The 22920-nt window shown below is 53.8% G+C and carries 13 protein-coding genes; 12 read left to right on the forward strand and 1 reads right to left on the reverse strand.

Annotation, left to right across the window (positions count from 1 at the left end):
- Positions 1 to 26 precede the first annotated feature (26 nt).
- From ACFSX3_RS02345 to ACFSX3_RS02395, 11 genes are all read left to right on the forward strand, one after another.
- Complete coding sequence (locus ACFSX3_RS02345; RefSeq protein ID WP_209991140.1) at positions 27 to 8756, forward strand: chitobiase/beta-hexosaminidase C-terminal domain-containing protein; 8730 nt, start codon at positions 27 to 29, stop codon at positions 8754 to 8756.
- 30 nt (positions 8757 to 8786) lie between these two features.
- Entirely contained in the window at positions 8787 to 9476 is a 690-nt protein-coding gene (locus ACFSX3_RS02350) for a S1 family peptidase (RefSeq protein WP_209991138.1), read from the forward strand.
- A gap of 156 nt (positions 9477 to 9632) precedes the next feature.
- On the forward strand, positions 9633 to 9995 hold the full coding sequence (locus ACFSX3_RS02355) for a LytR/AlgR family response regulator transcription factor (protein WP_209991136.1): 363 nt from the start codon (positions 9633 to 9635) through the stop codon (positions 9993 to 9995).
- An 86-nt stretch (positions 9996 to 10081) separates the two neighbouring features.
- On the forward strand, positions 10082 to 11263 hold the full coding sequence (locus ACFSX3_RS02360; protein ID WP_209991134.1) for a MalY/PatB family protein: 1182 nt from the start codon (positions 10082 to 10084) through the stop codon (positions 11261 to 11263).
- 212 nt (positions 11264 to 11475) lie between these two features.
- The gene (locus tag ACFSX3_RS02365) at positions 11476 to 12432 is read left to right on the forward strand and encodes a nucleoside hydrolase (protein WP_209991132.1); all 957 of its coding nucleotides are present in this window, start codon (positions 11476 to 11478) and stop codon (positions 12430 to 12432) included.
- A gap of 141 nt (positions 12433 to 12573) precedes the next feature.
- The gene (locus tag ACFSX3_RS02370) at positions 12574 to 13824 is read left to right on the forward strand and encodes a stalk domain-containing protein (RefSeq protein ID WP_209991129.1); all 1251 of its coding nucleotides are present in this window, start codon (positions 12574 to 12576) and stop codon (positions 13822 to 13824) included.
- Positions 13825 to 13991: 167 nt separating this feature from the next.
- A complete protein-coding gene (locus ACFSX3_RS02375; protein ID WP_209991127.1) occupies positions 13992 to 14945 on the forward strand; it encodes a radical SAM protein in 954 nt (317 codons plus the stop codon).
- A gap of 79 nt (positions 14946 to 15024) precedes the next feature.
- The gene (locus ACFSX3_RS02380; protein ID WP_379312569.1) at positions 15025 to 16044 is read left to right on the forward strand and encodes a bile acid:sodium symporter family protein; all 1020 of its coding nucleotides are present in this window, start codon (positions 15025 to 15027) and stop codon (positions 16042 to 16044) included.
- A 269-nt stretch (positions 16045 to 16313) separates the two neighbouring features.
- Complete coding sequence (locus tag ACFSX3_RS02385; protein WP_209991125.1) at positions 16314 to 18347, forward strand: methyl-accepting chemotaxis protein; 2034 nt, start codon at positions 16314 to 16316, stop codon at positions 18345 to 18347.
- Positions 18348 to 18733: 386 nt separating this feature from the next.
- A complete protein-coding gene (locus ACFSX3_RS02390; RefSeq protein ID WP_209991123.1) occupies positions 18734 to 19009 on the forward strand; it encodes a CD3324 family protein in 276 nt (91 codons plus the stop codon).
- 418 nt (positions 19010 to 19427) lie between these two features.
- Complete coding sequence (locus ACFSX3_RS02395) at positions 19428 to 20456, forward strand: phosphotransferase enzyme family protein (protein WP_209991121.1); 1029 nt, start codon at positions 19428 to 19430, stop codon at positions 20454 to 20456.
- Between the two features lie 237 nt (positions 20457 to 20693).
- On the opposite strand, the gene ACFSX3_RS02400 is transcribed toward ACFSX3_RS02395, so the two are convergent.
- Entirely contained in the window at positions 20694 to 21974 is a 1281-nt protein-coding gene (locus tag ACFSX3_RS02400; RefSeq protein WP_379256873.1) for a histidine--tRNA ligase, read from the reverse strand.
- 284 nt (positions 21975 to 22258) lie between these two features.
- On the opposite strand from ACFSX3_RS02400, the gene ACFSX3_RS02405 reads away from it, so the two are divergent.
- A complete protein-coding gene (locus tag ACFSX3_RS02405; protein WP_209991119.1) occupies positions 22259 to 22912 on the forward strand; it encodes an HD domain-containing protein in 654 nt (217 codons plus the stop codon).
- Positions 22913 to 22920 lie beyond the last annotated feature (8 nt).

Consider the following 22920-nt stretch of genomic DNA (forward strand, 5'->3'; position numbering starts at 1 on the left):
CACAATACTATTCAGGTGGTGTCAATATGGCTTTGAAGCGAAAATCATGGATAGGTTATCTAATAGCACTGGCGGTAATTGTCGTTGCCGCAGTGGCCGGAGGCATCATGGCCAAGGCTGATCCGCAGACCTGGGACAGCGCAGCCGATATCAGGTGGTACGTGCCAACGAATGATACCTTCAAAATTAAGACTGCTGCAGAGCTGGCAGGTGTAGCCAAGCTCGTCAATGAAGGTACCGTAAACGGTCTAAGCGGTAAAATTCTGGAGATTACCGACAACCTGAATCTCTCAGCTTACCAATGGGTGCCAATCGGTACGGCCGAGCATCCCTTCCGGGGAACATTAATCACAGAAGGCGGATTAATGAAGAAGATTAACGGTTTGAATGTAGTAGCGAACCGTTCATACCAGGGCTTGGTAGGGAATATGCAAGGCGGTACAGTAGGCGGTCTGATTTTTGAATCAGGCACCATCTCTGTGACCGGAGTAACCTATGATGTCTATGCAGGCTCTGCTGTAGGTAAAATGAGCGGCAGCAGCATTGTTTTTGACATTACCAATGATATTAATATCACTTCGGACGCTTCTCCGTACCACTCCTACACGGGCGGTATAGTCGGGATGGGCGAAGGGATGATCTCGAACTCTGTCAATAATGGAACGGTGACAGCGTATGGTTCAGCCGATGTTGGCGGAATTATGGGCTATGGTGACACCAGAGGCATTATCATTAAAAAAGTGGTCAATAACGGAGCCATTCTTGCCCAGGGTACAGACAGTTCCGTGCTCACCGCAGGCGGGATTGCAGGGCACACCACAGGCTCGCTTAGCCTGAGTGATGAGGATACTCCAATCATTAATACGGCTCCTGTCACCATCGCTGGCGGTAATCAGGTTGCAGCAGGCGGGATTGCCGGTAAAGTAGACAACACCGTCGTGTTCTCCAATATGACTACCAATAACGGTGCAATTACCGTTAATGCCCCAGCGGCAGTGAACTCGGCAGCCGGGGCGCTGGTTGGTGCAACAGGTACGGTAGCAAGCGAAGCGGTTTCCATTACGTTTGTGAATACAGCGCCGGTTATCAATAACGGCGGCAAGAACGTATATACAGGTGGGATTGCCGGATATACCGGCAGCAAATTCACCTGGACGAATCCTTATGTCAATACACAGAAGGTAACTGCAACAGGATCAGAAAATGTAGCTACCGGCGGATTCGTCGGATATGCCGCAGGCGGGCTGGTAACCAGTAACGCTACGGCAGGGGTATTTAAGAATGCAGAACTGATCTCAGTTAACGGCGGCACAGGAATCTATACCGGCGGGATTGCCGGTTATGATGCAGGCGGGAACATCACCCAGACCTCTTCCACAGGCGAACTGAAGGTTAAAGGTACTGCGGATGTATACACAGGCGGTACCGCGGGGTATGAAATTGGCGGAACCATTGCATCGTCAGTGACCGGCAAGACGGAAGGAGAGCAGCTGAATATCACCTCCGATGGAACCATCGGCGGAATCGCCGGTTATCTGGAAGGAACCTTGACTAATTCTTCTATTAAATATGCAACCTTGCAGGTCACTTCCGCAGGCGGCGTTGTCGGCGGAATCGCCGGTAACGCACAGGGTACAGTAAGCGGAGTGACTGCCGGAGATGCTGAATCGGCAGGCTACAGCACTTTGGTGCTTCAAGCTGTGGTAGCGGACGCGGGAGACGGGCAGGACAATATCACGTTCGGCGGACTCGTGGGTGTGAACACGAAGCCGCTGACGCTGACCGGCAGTAAGGCCTCGCGGATCAGCTTCCTGAATGAAGCCGGAAGAAGCGGGTATATCATCGGCGGCACAGCAGGTAAGCTGAACGCTGATGCGGTAATCGGGTCTGCCGCTGTGCCTGTGCAAGTGCAGGATATCCGCACAGAGCTGAAGGCCGACAAGGTGAGCTTCGGCGGCGGCGCAGGACATAACTCGGCTGCCGGGTTCAATGGACATACGAACCGTATCGACATCAAGGCTACAGGCGCTGCGGTACAAGCGGGCGGAATGTTCGGTGAGAACCATTCGGCCGCAGCCACTCCGTTCAATCATGCGGAGAATGTAGTTATCACTGCAAGCGGTGCGGATAACCAGCTTGGCGGGAATGCCGGCTTCAATGCCGGACAGCTGGTTAACGCTACAGTGACTCAGTTGTCTATTCAAGCAAAAGGTGTACGCGCTGTAGCTGGCGGGATCACCGGATATTCGGCGCGGACAGAGACTCCTGAAGCACGTGCAGGGATTACATCCGCTGTGCTGAATGTTCCCGGTGCTGAACCGATGATTACGCTGACAGCGGCGGATGCCAAAGCGGGGGCGATCGTAGGTGCGGCTGTGACAACGGATATCACAGCACCGGAAGTGAATGCGCAAGATGGTGCGCTGATGCTCATCCAGGCGCAAGCAGCGAAGCCGTCTGTCGGAGGCCTGGCAGGTACCCTTACGAACAGTACCATCAGCAGTGACAGCAAAGTCGTCAATGTAGAGAATATGCTCATTCTGGCAGGGCCAGCGGCTACAGATGCCTATATTGGCGGTATTGTAGGCTACAATGAGTCCTCCAGGCTGGACCGTCTGGTAGGATCAGCGATTAGTCTGACGCTTAACGCGCCACGCGCTACTGCAGGCGGGGTGGCCGGATATAACCACGGCAGTGCTTCGGGCATTATTACAGGCACTTACATCAGCGGTCTGAATCTGAAGGCTAACGATGGTGCAGTCTCCTCATATGTCGGGGGCATTGTGGGCCTCAATGCGGCTCAGAGTGTTGATCCGGTGCTGAGTCCTGCAACCTCGGTCAGTACGATTCAGAATACCCGGACACTGGGTACGGTCTCAGCGACTTCCACAAATGCCATTGTGGGCGGTATGGTCGGTGAGAACCGTACGCTGATTGCCAACAACAGTATTACCGATAAAATCTCAGTCATTTCCAGAGGCAATTCCTCCATCATCGGCGGTCTGGCCGGTGTCAATACGGCATCAGGAACACTCTACTACACGTACTCCAATGCGAACCTGACCATTGAAGGGACAGGCACACATGCCGGAGGATTAGTAGGCAGCAATGCCGGTGCAGTCATTGGCTCTTATGTAGATATTGATGTGACGGGCAATGCCAAAGGAACATCAAGCGGCTCGGTCTACCTGGGCGGACTGATCGGCAGAAATACAGCCGGTACAGTGGAACAATCGTATTCTGCTTCCAAGGTTACGGCGAACAAGGTCTATACCATTGTCGGCGGTCTGATCGGAGAGCTGTCCGGCGGAACGGTCAAGAATTCCTATGTGGCGAAGAGTGTTAACGCTGCGAACGACAATTCTTACGCCGGCGGCTTCGTTGGCCGGATTACAAACGGTAAGATAAACAACGTGTACTCAGCAGCAGAGGTTAATGTAGCGAAGGGTAAGACCGCTTATGCCGGCGGCTTCGCCGGACGTTATGATAATGCAAGTAAAGAACTGCTCTACAAGTCTTACTATATTAAAGACGAAGGACTGAATATCAACCGGGATCTGCCTGATTTCGCAGAGGGCAATCACCGCTGGCTGAATGTGCATGTCCGGCTGACTACCATTCTGTCGGAGACACTGAAGGACAGAACGGTATTCCCGGGCTTGTCGGGCTGGGATTTCGAGGGAGCCTGGAAATACGGCTCGCTCAGCGCGGCATACCGCTATCCTGAAGTCAACCGCACTGCCAATACCGGCGGCGGAGACAACGGCAATAATGTGAATGCCAATATCAACTGGTACACGAAGGATAAGGATGCGATCGGCTTCGAGATCACCTCGGAGGCTGAGCTTGCCGGTCTGGCGGGAATTGTCAACGGCACGATTGCCGGTGTGGAGCAATTCGGCTTTAAGGACAGAACCGTGACCGTGCTTAATCCGATCCATATCCAATCCAAGCAGTGGGTGCCTATCGGCGACAAGGAGGCTAGTCCGTTTGAAGGAATGTTCGACGGGAAAAGCCTGCTAATCGACGGCCTGACCCTGCAGCCGGTATACACACATTCCGGGCTGTTCGGAATCATTGGAGCGAATGCTACAGTGCAGAATATGAATCTTGAGCCGCTCGCGGTTGGCGGCAACGGCTACACCGGCGTACTGGCCGGGACGAATCTGGGTACAGTCAAGAATGTCGACCTTAAGCTGCTTGGCGGTGTGAAGGTCAGCGGCAGCATTGTCGGCGGCATCATCGGCCAGAACTCAGGCAGTGTTGCCGGTCTGCAGCTTACGCTGGACGGCGGAAGCCGGATTGAGACGGTAGCTGAAGGCGGCATCGCCGGCGGTCTTATCGGCGACAACACAGCGGATATTACAGCTGAGACTTATGTCATTCACGATAAGGACGGCAGCATAGGCAGCGCGGCTGACCATGCCGTTATCGGCGGGGTTATCGGGGTTCAGAATGGTAATGTGACAGGTCTGGCCCATGAAGTGAATTCCAGATACCGTATTTCCTCTACGGGAATGGAAGCCACGGTTGGCGGACTGGTTGGACATTATCAGACCGGTCACGCTGAAGGACTGACCGTGAGCTTTGCAGACGGTACGCTGGAAGCACGGGGCCTTGGCTCTATCCTTGGCGGTATGATCGGTCAATCCGATCAAGGGAACAGCATCCGCAATATAATAGTAACCGGCTCCGGAAGCGGCATACAGCTGACAGCTAATGGTACGGCTGGCGGTGTTGTGGGCGCGAAGGTAGGCAGACTCGGCGGAATGCTGACCCGTTCTGTGGATAACGGCAGCAGCTTCGATATTGAACATGCAGCAGTATCAGGCGTGAAGCTGGCTACAACAGGCGACAGCTTGAAGGCTGTGCTCGGCGGGATTGCCGGAACAGCTTCCCGGACGGCAATCAATGACGCCCGGTTCAAGGCTTCTCTTACGGCCGCAGGTGAAGTAATCACTGCCGGAGGTATTGTGGGAGAGAGTGATAACTCCATCATCTACAATGCAGATTCGTCACCTGAGCTTCAGGCAGCGGCGAAGAGCGGCGAGGTTGCTGTCGGCGGGATCGCCGGAACGATCTCAGCGGACGATATCAATCAAGGCTTTGATTTTGGCAAGGCATATCCGCTGTATAAAGGGATCTATATTGCCAAGGTTCATGATGGCCAAATCACAGTTACTGGAACAGACCATCGTGCTGATCTCTATGCAGGTGGTTTGACAGGCAAGAATAAGGATGCTTCCATCTATAGCTCTGAGGTTGCCTCCGGTCTGAAGGTAAGCGGCGGTAATACTGTGAGTGCAGGCGGAGTAGCCGGATACAGCAATGGTATCATTGTGGATACCCTTGTCAGAAGCGGTGTGAACGCAGACAACAGCAGAGTGATCAATGCCGGCGGGCTTGTCGGCTGGGGAGACGGCGGCGAGATTCATTACAGCAAGGTCATCTCCGGCTCCGGCCAGTCCATCACTGCCGGATCGGCGGTTACCCTGGGTGAATCAGTACCGGCGACACGCGTCGGCGGGGTGATCGGTATGGCCGATCATGTACTCATTACGAATACCCATACGGATATTCCGGTAGTGATCACAGATACCAATCAGGATAACACGATGTATGCAGGCGGCTTTGCCGGACTCCTGGGTGAGAACGGAACGCTTGCCGGACAGATTCAGAAGTCTTATGCCACAGGCAAGCTGAATGTCAGCGGCAGATTAGGCTCTTATGTCGGCGGTTTCGCGGGTTCTGTAGATCATTACTCAATCACAGATTCCTATGCTTCCGGTGACGTAAGCAATACCGGCTTCGATACACGCAGCGGCGGCTTCGCAGCAGCAGTGGAAAGAAGCGGAAGTATCAGCAAGTCTTACGCTTTGCAGAGCAAGATTTCTACTGTCGGGGTGAAGTCTTCGACCCGCTCCTATAACGGCGGCTTCGCCGGATATAATGACGGAACGCTAACCAGCGTGTATGCCAATGTGCCGCAGATCACCGCCGCAGTTGCAGGCGACAATGTCTATATAGGCGCACTGGTCGGCTACAACTTCCGGGACGGCAAAATTCTTAGCTCATCCTATACAGGCACACTGGATGCTGTAGGCCGTAATTCGGGTGCAGCCGCAGCTGCCGCAACTACAGCAGCAGTTGATCCGCTGGCTTCAGGACTCTGGAGTATCGACTATGATACTACCTTCCTGAACGACCTGACGGATGGGGCCATTACAGTGCAGACTCCGCTGCAGCTCGCAGGGGCAGGCATGTTCTATAACGAGACAGGACTGAATTATTACAAGCTGTTCAACAGAACGGCTGAGAACAAGCCGGAGCTGGCAACGATCCTGCTTGGGGCAGATATCGATCTTGCCGGACGCTACTGGACGGCATTTGACAGCTTCACGGGTGTGTTCAACGGCCAAGGCCATACTCTAAACGGACTTTCTCTGAAAGCCTCCGGCCAGCAGACCGCCGGATTCATCAAGGATAACCGTGGACAGCTCCTGAATGTGAGCTTCACCGGAGCCGATATCTCCGGTGCAGTGAACGCAGGTGTTGCTGCCGGGATCAACCACAAGGGTGCAGTCATCCAGAATGTGAAGGTCAGCGGTTCCGTCACTGCCAGTGCTGCCGCAGGCGGGGCAGTGGGCGCGAATCAGGGTACCCTGGAGAAGGTCACGAATGAAGGTGTGACCCTTGCCGGAGCGGGCCGGATTGGCGGCATTGCCGGAAGCAACGCCGGTGTGATTCACCAGGCTGTATCCAAGGGAAACATTGATGTATCATCTGCACTGGCCGCAGGCGGAATTGCCGGTGAGAACAGTGCAGAAGGCTCCATCACTGAATCAATGGCCTATGGCGATATCCGTGTAGCTTCGGCTCAGGCAATCGCTGGCGGGATCAGCGGACTGAATGCGGGAGAGATCAAGAACAGCTACTCTGCCGCCACGGTTATCGCCGAAGGCATGTCTACTGCATGGGCAGGCGGAATTGCCGGTCTGGCAGAGAGCGGCTCCATTACTTCTTCCCTGAATACCGGAGAAGTGAAGGCTGGAGTGAAGGGCAAGATTCAACCGCTGCAGGCTTTCTTCGGCGGGATTGCCGGACAGAAATCGGACAATGCCACGATCAGCGGCTCCTTGTTCAACAGACAAATGCTGAAGAATAATATTGCTTACTACATTCTGAATGGTCAGGCAGTGGCCGGGGAAAGCAGCGGTGCAACTGGGCTTCTCGGCACAGAGCTTACTGGCGCGAATCTGCCGGCAGGCCTGGATGCAGGAATCTGGACAGCACGCAACACCTTCTATCCAGTGCTTGTAGCCTTTAACGGAACAGACGAAGGGACTCTGGCTTCTGCCGCTGTTATCCTGAACCCCCAGGATCTGATTAACCGCGTGGGTTCGGCATTCCACATGAGCAGCGGCGGAGCACTCTCCTGGAGCGCTGATCCGTCCAAGGCTATAGTGAACAGTACAACCGGCAGCCTGATATCAGGCGGCAGTGCAGTGCTGAAGGCAACCGCTGGAGGACAGAGCAGAAGTATTGCTGTTAATACAGCTGCATTCCAGTACCCGAGCGCGGCAGTAGCACCAACTGCAACTCCTGCAGATAAGAACTTCACCACTGAAGTGAAGGTGGAGCTGGTAACAGGTGAGCAGGGAGGAAGCATCTACTATACACTGGACGGTACAACACCTACTGAGACCTCCCAGGTGTACAGCGGACCTATCGATCTTAAGAGCACAACAACGGTTAGAGCCATTACGATTGTACCCGGCAAAGAGTACAGCCCGGTTGCAGCCTGGACCTGGACGCTTGTAGTCCCTAATCCGAGCCCTAATCCAAACCCTGGTACCGGCAATGGCGGCGGAGGCGGTGGTGGCGGTCCAATTGCTCCGCTTCCAAGCCCGACACCTGCACCGGCAGCTCCGTCGATCACAGCGGTCGCTGGAACATCAACAGTAACGGGTGACAGTGAAGCTCCGGTCAAGATCGCTAAGAACAGCAAGCTTGCGCTGACGGCTCCAGCAGGGCAGACGATCTATTACACAACGGACGGCAGCATTCCGACTACCAAGAGCACGAAATACACCGGTGAGCTGCTGATTACCAAGACTATGACGGTCAAAGCGATCACGGACAAAGACGATAAAGTCGTTACCATTGAGTATGTGGTGGAGAATGCGAAGTACAGCCTGAAGAGTAACAGCGGCGAGATCAAGTATATGGCAGCCTATCCGAATGGTCTGTTCATGCCAAACGCAGCCATTACCCGGTATGAGCTGATCCAGTCCCTTGCACCGCTGCTTGACATGGAAGAAGTAAATGTAGGCAATCTGTTCAATGATGTCAATGCCGAGAATGAAGGACTGACCGGATTCTTCGCATCGGCCGGCATTATTGAAGGCTTCCCGGATGGCGGATTCGGCGGAACCAAGGGCTTGACCCGAGCCGAATTCTCCAAAATCATGACTACCGTGCTGAAGCTCGATGTAACCGGGGCAGGTGTGACGAAGCAGAAGGATCTGCGCGGACACTGGGCAGAGAAATACGTGAATGCCCTGTCGCAGGCGGGATATGTGCAAGGCTTCCCTGACGGAACCTTCAAGCCGGGAACACCGATTACCCGTGCGCAGGCCGTAGTGCTGATCAACCGGATTGCCGGCACGAAGAAGCTGACGGTAACCTCTGTACAGTTCAAGGATCTTCCGGCTACCCATTGGGCTTACAAAGACATCATGTCGGTTGTGAAATAACAGAAATTCATAAGTGAAGGAGATCGGCGGATGAAAACAAAGCTGCTTGCCGTAAGCCTGGTCCTCTCATTGATCTCGGCGATACTCTTCTATTCGGACACCACCAGTGCGGATACACCTGAGGCGTACAATGCTGAACAAAGCTATGGAATAGCGGGTAAGGCGATCTTTTATCTGCGTGTGCTGAAAAGCGACGGTACTGCAAGCTCCACCGGAACAGGAATCATCCTGTCCCCGGCGGGTACCGCAGCAACGGCGTATCATGTGGTCAAAAGCGCACAGCGCATTGAAGGAGTCATGGCGGATGGAACGGTGATCAGTCCGATTAAAGTCACGAAGTCCGACGAGCTGAAGGATGTGGCCATCCTTGAACTGCCAAGTCCTGCTGTGATGAAGCAAAAGGATAATGCCTATGCTTATCTGCCGTTGCGGGGGGACAAGCTGAGACATGGTGAAGCCGTGTATGCCCTGGGCTATCCGCTCAAGAACACAGCGATCATCACGGAGGGGATAGTCAACACTCCGGCAGCTGACATTAACGGCAGAAGCCGGATTCTAACCTCGGCCCAGGTGGCAAGCGGAATGTCCGGGGGGCCTCTGCTGGATACGCACGGCGAGCTGGCGGGTATTATCTCCGGTTCCCTGCGGACGATGAATAACATTCATTTGGTTGTGAATACGGAGGATCTGCGCAGCCTGCTGCCAGCTTCCTTCAACTAAGAAGCAATACAAGAAGCAGCTTACACTTGAAGCTGCAATATAATACCGACTATGGCTGTCCTCAGGCGTTTCTTAGCAAACGCGGGGACAGCACTTTTTTTAAAATAAGCTGTTTAGTGATCATAATTCATCCCTATGGAAGGAGGAGGAACCCGGGTGATTAAGGCCTATTTGCTGGATGTGAATCAGAAGGATCTCTATAAGCTGTCAACGATGCTTCAGCATACAGGCAAGGTGAATGTGATCGGCATGTCTGCTTATCCCGAGAATGTTGTGGACCGGATTGTTCAGCTGCAGCCCGATGTGCTGTTTCTGGATCTTCAGCTGCCCGGCCACCAAGGAGTCGTCGTAGCCGAGCTGGTGAAGAAAAAGCTGCCGGATATTCAGATTGTGGTAGTCACAGAGACGAAGCAGCATGCCCTGTGGGCCTTCGACCAGGACATTGTGGATTATGTGCTGAAGCCGCTGGAGGAGGTCCGGCTGGGCCAGTCTCTGGAGCGGCTGCGCAAAGGAAGCTGAAGCATGCTGGTTCACGGAATCAAGATGCCGGATGTCTCTGCCCATGGTACAATGTACGGATAAGCAGAAAGGATGGGTGATTTTAGTTGAAGTACGATTTTAACCGGATTATTGACCGCCGCAATACCCGTTCCTACAAATGGGACCAGTCCGAAAAGCTGTTCGGAGACAAGGAGATTCTTCCGCTATGGGTGGCAGATATGGACTTTGCAAGCCCTCCTGCGGTACAGGAAGCGATTCTGCGCCGCGTACAGTCAGGAGTATACGGCTATAGCGTGACAGGCGACTCCTACAAAGCGGCGATTACCGGCTGGTACCGCAGACGCCATGACTGGGAGATTCAGGAGGAGTGGATCTCGGATTCTCCGGGAATTGTAACCTCACTGAGCCTGTCTGTGGAGCTGTTCAGCCAGCCGGGAGATCAGGTGATTCTGCAATCGCCGGTCTACTATCCTTTCTATGATGTGATCCGGATGAATGACCGCGAGGTGGCGGTGAATCCGCTGAAGCTGGAAGCAGGCCGTTATGTCATGGATTACGTTCAGCTGGAAGAGCTGATGGCCGGCGGCGCAAAGCTGCTGCTGCTATGTAACCCGCATAATCCGGGCGGCAGAGTATGGGAACGGGAGGAATTGCTGCGTCTGGGCGAGCTATGCCTGCGGTACGGGGTAACGGTCATCTCGGATGAGATTCATTGCGACATGATCATGCCCGGACACAAGCATATTCCGTTTGCTTCTCTGTCCCCAGAATTGTCAGACATTACGCTGACTACACTAGCGGCTACCAAGACCTTCAATCTGCCGGGACTGCAGACCTCATATATCGTCACCTCTAATCCGGAGCTGAAACGGAAATTCGATTATAAGCTGAAGACGCTCAGCCTGCATATGTCGGCGTTCTTCTCGCCGGAGGCTGTGGAAGCGGCGTATAACGAAGGCGAAGAATGGCTGGATGAGCTGATCCTGCACATTAACGGCAATGCTGACTACGCTGTCTCCTACCTGGCCGAGCATCTTCCACAGGTGAAACCGATGCAGCTGGAAGCCACCTATCTGCTGTGGATCGACTGCCGGGCGCTCGGACTCGATGCAGACGGGCTCAAGCAACTGATGTACCGTGAGGCTAAGGTAGCCTTTAATGAAGGGTCTGTGTTCGGTGCGGAAGGCCAGGGCCATCTGCGGATCAATCTCGCCTGCCCGCGCCCCCTGCTGGCTGAAGCGCTGGAGCGGTTCGTCAAGGCTGCGGCGGCTTATGTAACTCAATAATCTGTAATGAAGAATCCGTCACCTGATGAGGCTGGCGGATTTTTTAGTTTGTGAACAACCGAATACAATACACCTTTCGCCAGTCTTAGCGTTCTGTACTAGACTCTATTTACTCCTTAAACTCCATATTGAGCCGAAGATAACCCCATGTTAAGATGAACAGTGCGACGAGGCTGAGAGAGTAAAGTAAATAGAGGGAGTGGAAGATAGAGATGAGTAACAGCACAACTAGAATCATCATCGATTGTGACACAGGAATAGACGATGCACTGGCCATATTATATGCGCTCCGGGCGCCGGGGGTAGTGGTTGAGGGAATTACGACCGTGTTCGGCAACATTGATGTGCAACAGGCGGCGGATAACACGCTGCGGCTGCTTGAGCTTGCGGCTCCGGGCTATGAAATCCCGGTAGCGCTGGGGGCTTCCCGGGCGCTGGTGCGCGAGCTAACCGGCTTCTCCACCCATGTTCACGGGGAGAACGGAATTGGCGGCGTTCAGTTGCCTCCTTCCCGGCAGGTACCGGTTCAAGAGACGGCAGCGGAGTTCATAACGCGGATGGCGGATGAGCATCCGGGAGAGCTGGTGCTGGTGACGCTTGGGCGGCTGACGAACCTGTCGCTTGCCCTGGATCTGGACCCGCAGCTGACCTCCAAGCTGAAGAAGGTAGTGGTCATGGGCGGTACAGTCTTTAAGCCGGGTAACGTCACACCGGTGGCTGAAGCCAATCTGTGGGGCGACCCGGAAGCGGCTGACCGTGTGTTCACCTCAGGGCTGCCTATAATGATGATCGGGCTGGATGTGACACTTCAGACGCGGATTACTTCTGAGCATGTTGAGCTGCTGAAGCGGCATGGACGGGAAGAGAATAAGGCGCTCATAGACTTCATGGAAGAGTCGATGGCGTATTATTTTAAATTTTACCGTGAGGCGAACTATCTCATTAACAGCGCTCCGCTGCATGATCCGCTGGCCCTGATGGCTGCCTTGCAGCCGGATCTAGTAACCTGCCGCCGGATGAAGGTCCGTGTAGAGCATCAGGGGGCGTTCACCTCCGGTATGGTCGTAGCAGACTTGCGGGCCCAGTCCAAAGAAGGAGAATTCATCGAAGTGGCTGTAGAGGTGGATGCTGAACGGGCTGTCGGTGTCTTTTTGAGCGTGTTCATGTAAGTGTAAGGAGAACCCCGGACGGGTGAGTCTGCAATGGTTACAATCTCTTCATTTGCTATATTTATCTAGTTTGCTAGAATAGTAGGGGATGTAAGGTTGAGAGATTCATAATCTATTTAAGAGAATGGGGAACCTACTTATATGAAGCATTTGGCCAAAATAGTATTATGCGCAGCGATCTCACTCGGCAGCCTCTCGGCACTTCCGGCAAGTGCGGTCCATGCTGCACCTGCAGGTGTCAGTATCATGCTGGACGGATATCAGCTGCCGTTCCCGGTGGAGCCGGTCATGATGAACGGAACGACCATGGTGCCCTTCCGCGCCATCTCTGAAGCCCTGGGAATTGGGGTGGAATGGAATCAGAAGGCCCGCAAAATCACGGCCACCCGGAAGGATGCAGCTGGCACCGCTCCAACCGTAGTGGTCCTGACCCTCGGCAGCAAAAATGCCGTCGTGAACGGGACGGTAGTGAAGCTTGCCGCAGCGCCGCAGGATATCCGCGGGACGACGATGCTTCCGCTCAAATTCTTCAGCCAGCAGTTTGGGGCGGCAGCCTCCTGGGATCAGGCGTCCAAGACCGTATCCATTACCTCCCCGAAACGGGACATGTATACCTTGGGCTTCTACGCACAGAAGGCCTACAGTGAGGTCTCGCTCATTCCAAGCTTCGATGCGGTTGCTTTTGGCTGGGCGCGGATTGACAAGAACGGCCAGTTCACCACCACCGGCAAGGATTTCTGGTGGCCGGAGGCGGCAGGCGAGGTAACGCCGGAATCGATTGTGCAGAATGCGGCGGCGGGAGGGACCGCTCCCTACCTGATGATCTATTCCAGTGACTCGTCACTGGAGCTGAGCAAGAATCTGGAGGACGCGCAGCTCCAGCAGCAGACGATTGCCAGTATTGTTGAACTTGCTTCCAGCAAGGGCTTCAAGGGCATCGGACTGGATCTTGAAGGCCTGGGGCTGACCGGGGATAAGGCGCAGGTACAGAGCCAATATAACGCTTTTGTCAAAAATCTCTCCACAGCCGCCCGCGCCGCCAGCCTCAAGCTGACTGTCATTCTGCATCCGCTGAACAGCTCCTATAAGGGCTATGACTACAAGATGCTGGGGACACTTGCGGACGATCTGGTTATCATGGCTTACGCCTATGAAGGGGAGACCGGGCCGGAGCCGATGAATAAGGTCGATGAGAGCATCCGGCTGGCGCTTGATCAGGTCAGCAAGGACAAGCTGATTCTCGGGATATCGGTCTACAGTGAGAACGAAGCCTCCGTCAATGCCAAGATCGGCCTGGCTAAGCGTTACGGCCTCAAGGGAATTGCGATCTGGCGTCTGGGGATCATCGGCCAGCCGGTGCTGAACCGGATGGGAGAAGCTATCGAGCTGTAGGTTAATCTATCTTAATGAAGACTGCTGTATGGTGAGCCTATAACCGTGCAGCAGTCTTTTTGCAAAGTTCAAATATCAAATGTCACATTAACCTCGCGGGCTTACCTGTATAATTCTATAGTTAACTTTATTGCGAATGTGCCAACATCCAAGGAGGACTATAGAATATGAGTACGAAATATAAAGCACTGGAACTGGATAAGCCGATGACATACGAGCTGGAAGGGCTGGAAGTCGGCGTGACCTCGAACTGCAATTTCCGCTGTGATTACTGCTGCGCTTACAATAGAAATGACGGCCAGACCCTTGACGGTAAGGAGGTCATCCGCATTTTGGAGGAGCTGCCTAATCTTAAGCGTGTGCGCCTGTCGGGCGGAGAGGTTACACTGAAGTTTCAGGATTGCGTGGAGATTGTTGCCTATTGCACTTCCCGGGGCATTCAGACCCAGCTCAACTCGAACGGCAGTCTGCTGAATGAGCAGCGGATCGGGCAGCTGGTGGACGCAGGTCTGACCACGATTCATATTTCTTTTAATTTCACCACGGCTGAGGGCTTCTCGCGGTATTACAACATTCACACCAGCGTCTATCACAAAATCAGAGAGAATATCACCATGTTCGCCAAAACAAACGTGAATGTCGTTCTGGAGACACTGCTGTTCAATGAAACACAGGATCATATGCAGGAAATCAGCGAGCATGTCTATTCGATGGGCGTCAGAACGCATGAAATCCAGAATAGCATTATCATGGGACATACCGGCTGGAAGGCGATTGCCGCCCGCGAGCAGTTGAAGAATGCCGTCAATGAGCTGATTGCGCGGAAGCCGGAGGATACCACTCTCTACTTCACTTGTATGGACCGGTTCATGGACGCGATGGGCTTTGAGGAGCAGCCGGGTGTCTATTTCCCGCATTGCATTGAAGGCATGAAGCAGCTTCATCTGCACGGCAACGGTGATATTCTGATCTCCGAGCTGTGCCACCCGGTCATTATCGGCAATATCTATAACGGAACGTCATTGAAGGACTTGTATAACAATATGCCGGCACCGCTGTCGGACTATCTGGAGAAACGGCCTTGTCCGGCACTGGACGCCTTGTTCCCGCAAGGAGTATAGCTCCCTTACCGGACCTTGCAGCAGAAACAGTCAGTGCAGCGGCTTATGATGGCAAAGTTAACATGGAGGGATGAGATACATGCTAGGTGCAATAAGACGCAGATTAATATCATCCAACCGTGTGCTGGAGCGGGTTATGCCGCTGCTTACACCCGCAGCCATCGTGGTCGGTGTGCTGAATGAGGCTTTGCTGCTACCGTTAACCTGGCTGGTGCCATGGATCTTCGCCGGTATGACGCTGATTGGCAGTCTAAAATCCAATTTCCGCGATCTGCTTGCTGTGCTGGTCAAGCCGCAAAAGCTGATTATTCTGCTGGTCATCCTTCATGTGGTAATGCCTCTGATCGGCTGGCTGGCCGCGATGCTGTTTTTCCCGGGCGATCCTTATACGGTTACAGGGTATGTGCTGCTGTTTGCGATTCCAACCGGGGTGGTCAGTGTAGTCTGGGTATCCATGCATGGCGGGAATATCGCGCTTACGCTGGCCCTGATTCTGATCGATACGTTGTTATCGCCATTGATTGTACCCGCTACCCTCTATGTGCTGATGGGCGCAAGCGTACAGATGGACGCCGGTGAGATGATGCGGGGCCTGCTGTGGATGGTGGTGCTGCCTTCCGTAGCTGGGATGCTGCTGAATCAATTCAGCAAAGGCAAGATCAGCACGGCCTGCGGCCCGCCGCTGGCCCCGTTCGTAAAGGTGGGCTTGTTCATCGTGGTCTCGATTAATGGGGCCAGCATTGCCCGGTATCTGAAGCATCCGGACGGCAAACTTTTTCTAATTATCGCGGTTACCTTCGTTACGGTTGCGCTCGGCTACGTTATTGGAGCATTCGTCTCACGCCGCCTGCACTATGATCATGAGAGCTCCGTGGCCGTACAGTTCAACTCCGGCATGCGTAATCTCAGTGCAGGCGCAGTGTTGGCTGTGCGCTATTTCCCGCCATCTGTGGCGTTACCCGTAATCTCCGGTATGCTGTTCCAGCAGATTCTGGCCGCCTGCTCCGGCATGTTCATCCGCAGCAGGGTGAGACGGCGGCAGCTGGCTGATCCATTGGCTGACCGGCTGGCTGCTCCAGCTTCATCCCACAATTCGTAGCACTCTTACTGAATAGAACCTGTGTATGCGAACCCGTTGTTCCTGTTCATGCCGTAGTCTGCGGCGTTACAGGAAGGCGGGTTTTGTAGTATTTGGAATGAAGTGTAATTTTCATGCTACCATTCGACAAAAATCGATAATATTTCTGAAAATACTACAAGGAATATTCATTATTTTCGAGGAAAATCCGATAATAATTGTAATAAAGTAAGCATTTTGGCTGATTAGAAGCGAGTGGATAAGAAAAGGGCGGAAGGAAGTAGAAAATCATGAAGATTCGTATGAAGCTATCCGTTATGATGATTGTCGTTACACTTATTTCTACAGCATTAATGGGGATTTTTACGTATACCAAATCCACGGGCACCATCATGAATCTGACCGAATCTTCCATGGCACAGGCGGGCAGCAACAAAGCGCAGACCATTGCCGCCATGATTGATAAAGAGAAGCGGAGTATGCAGCTGGTAGCCGGGGACAGCGAGATTGTGCAGCTTTTGACGCAGGCTGGTAATAACGGCTTGAGCGGCGGGAATCCCCTCCAGAATCAAGTGAATGTGAAGCTTCAGGGTCTGGTGAAGGATGCAGGCAACCTGGAGCATATGTTTGTGGTTGATCTGAAGGGAACGGCGGTAGCGGATAGCGATACCAAGCTGGTGGGCGACAACTTCAGCGATAGAAATTATACGAAGAATGTCTTGAAGACCGGGATGCCTGTAATTAGCGAGACGCTGAAATCCAAGTCAACAGGGGCTTATATTCTGGCTTTTGTCCATCCTGTGGTTAGCGGGGAGAAGATGATCGGGTTCGTCGCTTCGGCGGTTAGGGCGGACAGTCTGGTGACCTATCTGGCCGATGCCAAGGTGGCGGGTGCCCCTTCCTCGTATGCCTATCTGGTGGATGAAACGGGGAATACGCTGTACCACCCCGACGAGAAGAAGATAGGTTCACTAGTGGAGAACGAATCCATCAAAGCCGTGGTCGAGCAGGTGAAGGCGGGGCAGACGGTACCGGACGGGAATGTAGAATACACTTTCAACGGGGCCAAGAAAAAAGCTGCCTACACCGTGCTCCCGGAGACGCAGTGGACCTTGGTGCTGACTGGAGATGTGGACGAGGTGCTGCAGCCGGTGAGCGAGATGACGAACTTCATTATGCTGCTCGGCCTGGGAAGCCTGCTGCTCACCCTGCTGATCGGGACTACGGTGGCAACCCGGATCTCCTCGCCAATCATCAAGCTCACGGAGCTGGTGAACCGCACGGCAGAGCTTGATCTCAAGTATGATAATCAATATGAATATTTGACTAAAAATAAAGACGAGACAGGAACCATTGCTAAGGCCATGTTCAGCACCCGCGCGGCGCTGCGTGAGATGGCGGGCAGTCTGATTGCGATCTCCTCCAAGGTGCTGGACAATGCCGAGACGCTGGAGAAGCTGTCGAACGAGGTCAGAGAGAATGCGCATGATAATTCAGCCACGACTGAGGAGCTGTCCGCAGGGATGGAGGAGACGGCGGCTTCTACCGAGGAGATGACGGCGGCGATTCACGAGACCCTGAGCAATGTCAGAATGATCAGCGCTAAGGTAAAAGAAGGATCAGGGGTATCGGGCCAGATTACGCAGCGGGCCCTGGAGCTTCAGCATGATGCAGTAACGTCCACCGAGAACGCGAAGCAGATCTACAGCTCGGTCCGCAGTGAGATGCAGAAGGCGATCGAAGAGTCGGGAGCGATCCACGAGATTAACGTATTGGCTGATACGATTCTCTCCATAACAAGCCAGACCAACCTTCTGGCCCTGAATGCAGCGATTGAAGCCGCACGTGCAGGCGAGGCGGGCCGGGGCTTCGCCGTGGTGGCCGGGGAGATCCGCAAGCTGGCGGAGAAGTCCTCCGAGACGGCGTCAGGCATTCAAGAGGTTGTTAAAAATGTCTATGCCTCCGTGGAGCAAATGACCCAGCATTCCGAGGCCGTACTGAGCTTCATCGACCGCAATGTGCTGGGCGATTATGAGCGTCTGACCGAGGTCAGCCAGCAGTACAATGATGATGCTGCCACGATTAACGGGCTGATGAACCAGTTCGAGGAAGCGGCCGATCACCTGAACGAGACCGTCTCCAGCATTGCTATCGCTGTCAATGAAGTGGCGGCTACCGTGAACGAGGGGGCCATCGGGGTGCAGGATATCGCCGAGAAGACGGCGGATATTGTGGAGAAGACCTTCCATGAAGCCACAATGGCCGACGAGAATACGCAGAGCGCTAAGGAAATGCAGCAGCTGGTTGAGAAATTCAAAATCTAAACTCGTTTCAGCAGATCTTTACCTGGGCTTCATCTGTTTTTAAGCTTGAGGGGGTATAGTACTCACATACCCCCCTTTAATATAACTTTTGACCCCGCCGGACGCTGGCGGGGTCCCTTTTTGTCTGATCATACTAGATTCGAGATTTGTGCGGGAACCCTGTGCCTGGTATGCTATAGTCAATATAAGCTAAGTCAGATACTGGAAGGAGGACGCATCATGACAAGATTAATGCTCAGCTCTACGCAAAGTCTATGGATCGGCAGACAGCGGTTATTGTGTAGAGCGGATAGCTATTCTCCGCTGCAACGTTTGGCCGGATAAGGTTCTGTGCTATAGACTTTGCTGCCTTGATAAGTTGAATAACTTAAGAGGAGCGGAGCTATATGAAATATGTAAATGCAGACCTGGTATTACCGCAGCAGCTGCTGCAGGAGGTTCAGAAATATATGCAGGGCGGGATGCTCTATATCCCGAAGCCCGAGGGACAGCGCAAGCGGTGGGGGGAGAATTCAGGCGGCAGATCCTATCTGAGCGCCCGGAACCAGTCCATTCGTGAGCATTATGCCAGCGGATTGAGCGTAACCGAGCTGGCGGAGCAATTCTGCCTGTCGGGCGACAGCATTAAGAAGATTGTATATGGAAGCAAGCAGAGAGGGTAGAAGTCTAAGGGCGAGTAACGTAGCCAATTCTCCTTGTGAGATTCAGCCTAAGCTGGCTTCGATTGTACTATGTACACTAGATTCCTCTAAAACCCCTCGAAAAATAGCATCTGCTGCACTCTGTACAGTAGAATTTTGCGCAGGCGGTCTTTTGGAGCATGTATGCAGAAATCTAGTGTATGAAATCAGGAAATACAATCGCAGCGTTCACACACAAGCGCTAACACACAAGCGCTCACGCCTAGCACTCAATCTGATCCACCTTGAACAATGAGGCTGTCCCAAGAAGTCGCGTTATGACTCTTGGAGCAGCCTCTTTATTTTGTGCAAAAGTCGGGTTATACCTGTCTATTATCTATGTCCGCCGCCTCCGCCAACCCTATAATGAATGCAGACATCCATATTAGGGGGCAGAAAGATGAAAATAGAACCGGCAACAAGTGATATAGTACTGCAGGCGCTTAAGGCATATGACTTGGATTGGACAAAAGTTGAATATATTAAGCAATCCGACAGTATCACGTTCAAGGTAGAGACGGAAACAGCGGGGAAGCTGCTGCTGCGGATACATGGCGAACGGTGCAGCCGGGCAGAGATTCTGTCGGAGCTGGAGTGGCTCAGCCATCTCAGCGGGGCAGCGGAGCTGGTTGTCCCCGTGGGGCTGCGCGATTCAAGCGGCAGTTATATCTTAGAGACTCGAAGTGAAGCTGGCGGTGAAGCCCAGCAGCTTAATTATGTTACCCTGATGCGCTGGGTGGAAGGGGAGCATGCAGAGGGCAATCTGCCGGATGAGCAGCTCAACGCTGTAGGCGTTATGCTGGCGAGGATGCATGAAGCAGGTGTGCAGTTTGTTCCATCTGCGGAGTTCACCCGTCCGCTGTGGGGAGCGGACAGCTTCCGCAAGGAGTGGGACAAGCTGGAGAAGTATCATTCGGCTATGGTCCCGGAATCGGGGTGGAGGCTGTATCAGGCTGCCGCCGTGAGAATCCTTGGGGAACTCGAAGCCAAGACGCCGGACCCCGGCAGCTACGGCCTGATCCATGGTGACCTGCACTTTGGGAATGTGGTATTCACGGAGGATCAGCCCCGGGCGATCGATTTCGGCCTCTGCGGCTACGGCTTCTACCTCCATGATCTGGCTGCTGCTCTGCTGGAGCTCTCCACGGAGCAGCGCAGGAGCCTAATTCGAGGTTATAGCAGCGTCCGTGCGCTGGAGCCGGATTATGAACGGAAGCTGGAATGCTTCTTTGTCAAGATCATGATCGGGAACTACAGCCACCACATCTCTAATCCCGACGAACTCCCCGGCTTGCGCGAAGAACAGCCTTATGCGCTGGCCTATCTTAGAGAGTATCTGGCAGACTCCAGGTTTCTGTTCAAGAGGATTGAACCTGTGGTGATAGAGTATGGTGCGGCGTGCTGTATTCCAGTTCACGAAGCTCCATAATGAGGAACAGTCCTGCATAAAATGCAACATTGCACATTCCCCGGGGCTGAGCTGACGGAATTCCTGCCCAAATTGCAACAATGTGTGTTCCTCAAGTGCTAATTGGATGGGATTCCTGCAATAAGTGCAACAATGTGCGTGACCCGGGGCCAAACTGACGAAACATCCTGCCCAAAGTGCAACAATGCGCGCTCCACGGGTACTAACCTGATGAGATTCCTGCTATCCGCCTCGGAGTCACCCCGTAATCAACTGAACCGCCTCCGTCACTGTAACCAGCCTCTCGCTCTGCAAGTCCATATCCTTCAGCCTCAGCTTCTCCTCAGCGGCCTCGCTCTCCCCAACCATAATGACATACCGGATGCCCTTGGCTGCGGCTGCGGCCAGTGTTTTTTTGAGCTTGCGCGTGCCGGTGTCCACGCCTGTGCGGATGCCTGCGGCCCGCAGGGCAGCGGCAGCAACCAGAGCCTGCGGCAGATATCCGCCGACGGGAATAATCAAGACACCGGAACGGTCCGCCGTATCCGCCGGGCGTTCGTCCAGCAGGGCCATGATCGACTCCATCCCGAAGGAGATGCCGACTGTAGGATACTCTATATCGTCGCGTCCGACGAGCTTCCCGATAATGGCGTCATATCTGCCCCCGCCGCCGAGACTTGAGGGATAGCTGCCTGAAGCATCGAAGATTTCATAGACTGTCCCCGTGTAGAACGACAGCCCGCGTGACAGAAATGGATCGAAGACGCACACATCCGCAAGTCCAACCGCATCAATCAGCTGCTGCAAGGCTACTACCTCAAACGTACCGGGCTGCCCGTCCAGCTTATATCTCTCTACCAGTTGCCCGAACCCCGGATCCTCCAGCTCCAGCAGCTCCGAAATCAGCCGGACCGTCTCAGCAGTCAGTTGCTTGTCCGTCAGCTCTGCCAGCACACCGCCGCTGCCGATTTTGGCCAGCTTGTCGAGCGTCAGCATGACGGAGAGCTGCTCCTGTGGCGGAACGCCGACCGCTCCGAGAATCTCGCCCAGGAAGCGGCGGTTGTTCCACTTCAGCACCACCGGGATATCCAGTCTGCGGAAGACCTCCGCGGCCAGCTGCATCAGCTCGGCTTCGGCCTGCGGACCGGCGATGCCGACCACATCAGCGTCACATTGCAGGAACTCGCGCAGGCGGCCTTTTTTGACCGGACCATCGCGGAACACCTTGCCGATCTCGTAGCGCCGGTATGGGAACACAATACCCGGATTCATAGCAATCACCTTGGCAAAAGGGATCGTCAGATCGTAACGCAGCCCCAGCCTGCGCCCGCCCTGATCCGTAAGCTGGTACATCTCGCGCAGAATCTCATCGCCCCCGGCATATTTGGAGGTCAGCAGCTCCAGCTCATTAAGCAGCGTCGTATCCATTGACTCGAACCCGTACAGCTCGAACAGCTCTTGAAGCGTAGTCCGCACCTTCTCGCGGATAGCCTGTTCGCGGCCGAAGTAATCATAGGTTCCTTTAATATTTTGCATCATTAGCAGCTCCCTTGTATGTGGATTCGGTGAAAATAAAAAACGCGCCGGACCCCGTGGTCCCGCGCGCTTCAATATGCCGCAGGGAGGTCAAACGCGAAATGCGCTAGCCCTCCCTGAATGAAATCAGGTGTGCTAACGCTGCTTGTGATGATGAAGTTGATTCGGTATGATGGACAGGCGGTTCATGTGAATCAATTCCCTTCAGCTTTTGATTACAGCACATTATAGCGGATCAGGAGCAGCAGCGCAAGACCTGCATTATTAGTCATAAAGGAGCAATTATAATGGATTATATACATCTCATAACGGCGGCAGAGAATTTCGCCAAAGAGCAATTAGGCCAGGATACCACCGGCCACGACTGGTTTCATACCGACCGGGTACGAAATACAGCCGCTCTAATCGCAGGGATGGAGGGAGCCAATGTGGTGATCTGCAGTATAGCGGCACTGCTGCATGATGTGGCTGACGAGAAGCTGAATCCCTCCAAGGAAGCAGGCCTGCTCAAAGTCCAGACTTGGCTGGCCGCACATTTGCCGGATGAGGCTGTCTGCAAGCAGATCATGGAGATCATCGAGACGATGTCCTTCAGCGGCGGCGGAGGCGAACCAATGTCTACATTGGAAGGTCAGGTTGTACAGGATGCGGACCGTCTGGATGCGCTGGGGGCAATTGGCATTACGCGGACGATGGTTTTCTCCGGAGCGAAGGGCCGTCCGGTCTATGATCCCAAGATCCCTCCCCGGGACGAATCGCTGAAGGAAGAATACCGTGATTATTCTAAAGGGACGGCGGTCAATCATTTTTATGAGAAGCTGCTGAAGCTGAAGGATCTTATGAACACTTCGTACGGGAAGCAATTGGCGGAGGAGCGCCATCAGTTTATGCTGGTTTTTTTGGAGCAATTTCATAAGGAATGGAATCAAGGGGCAGAGTAGGTGTTATA

The organism is Paenibacillus rhizoplanae (genome assembly GCF_042684125.1).
Classification (GTDB): domain Bacteria; phylum Bacillota; class Bacilli; order Paenibacillales; family Paenibacillaceae; genus Paenibacillus_AQ; species Paenibacillus_AQ rhizoplanae.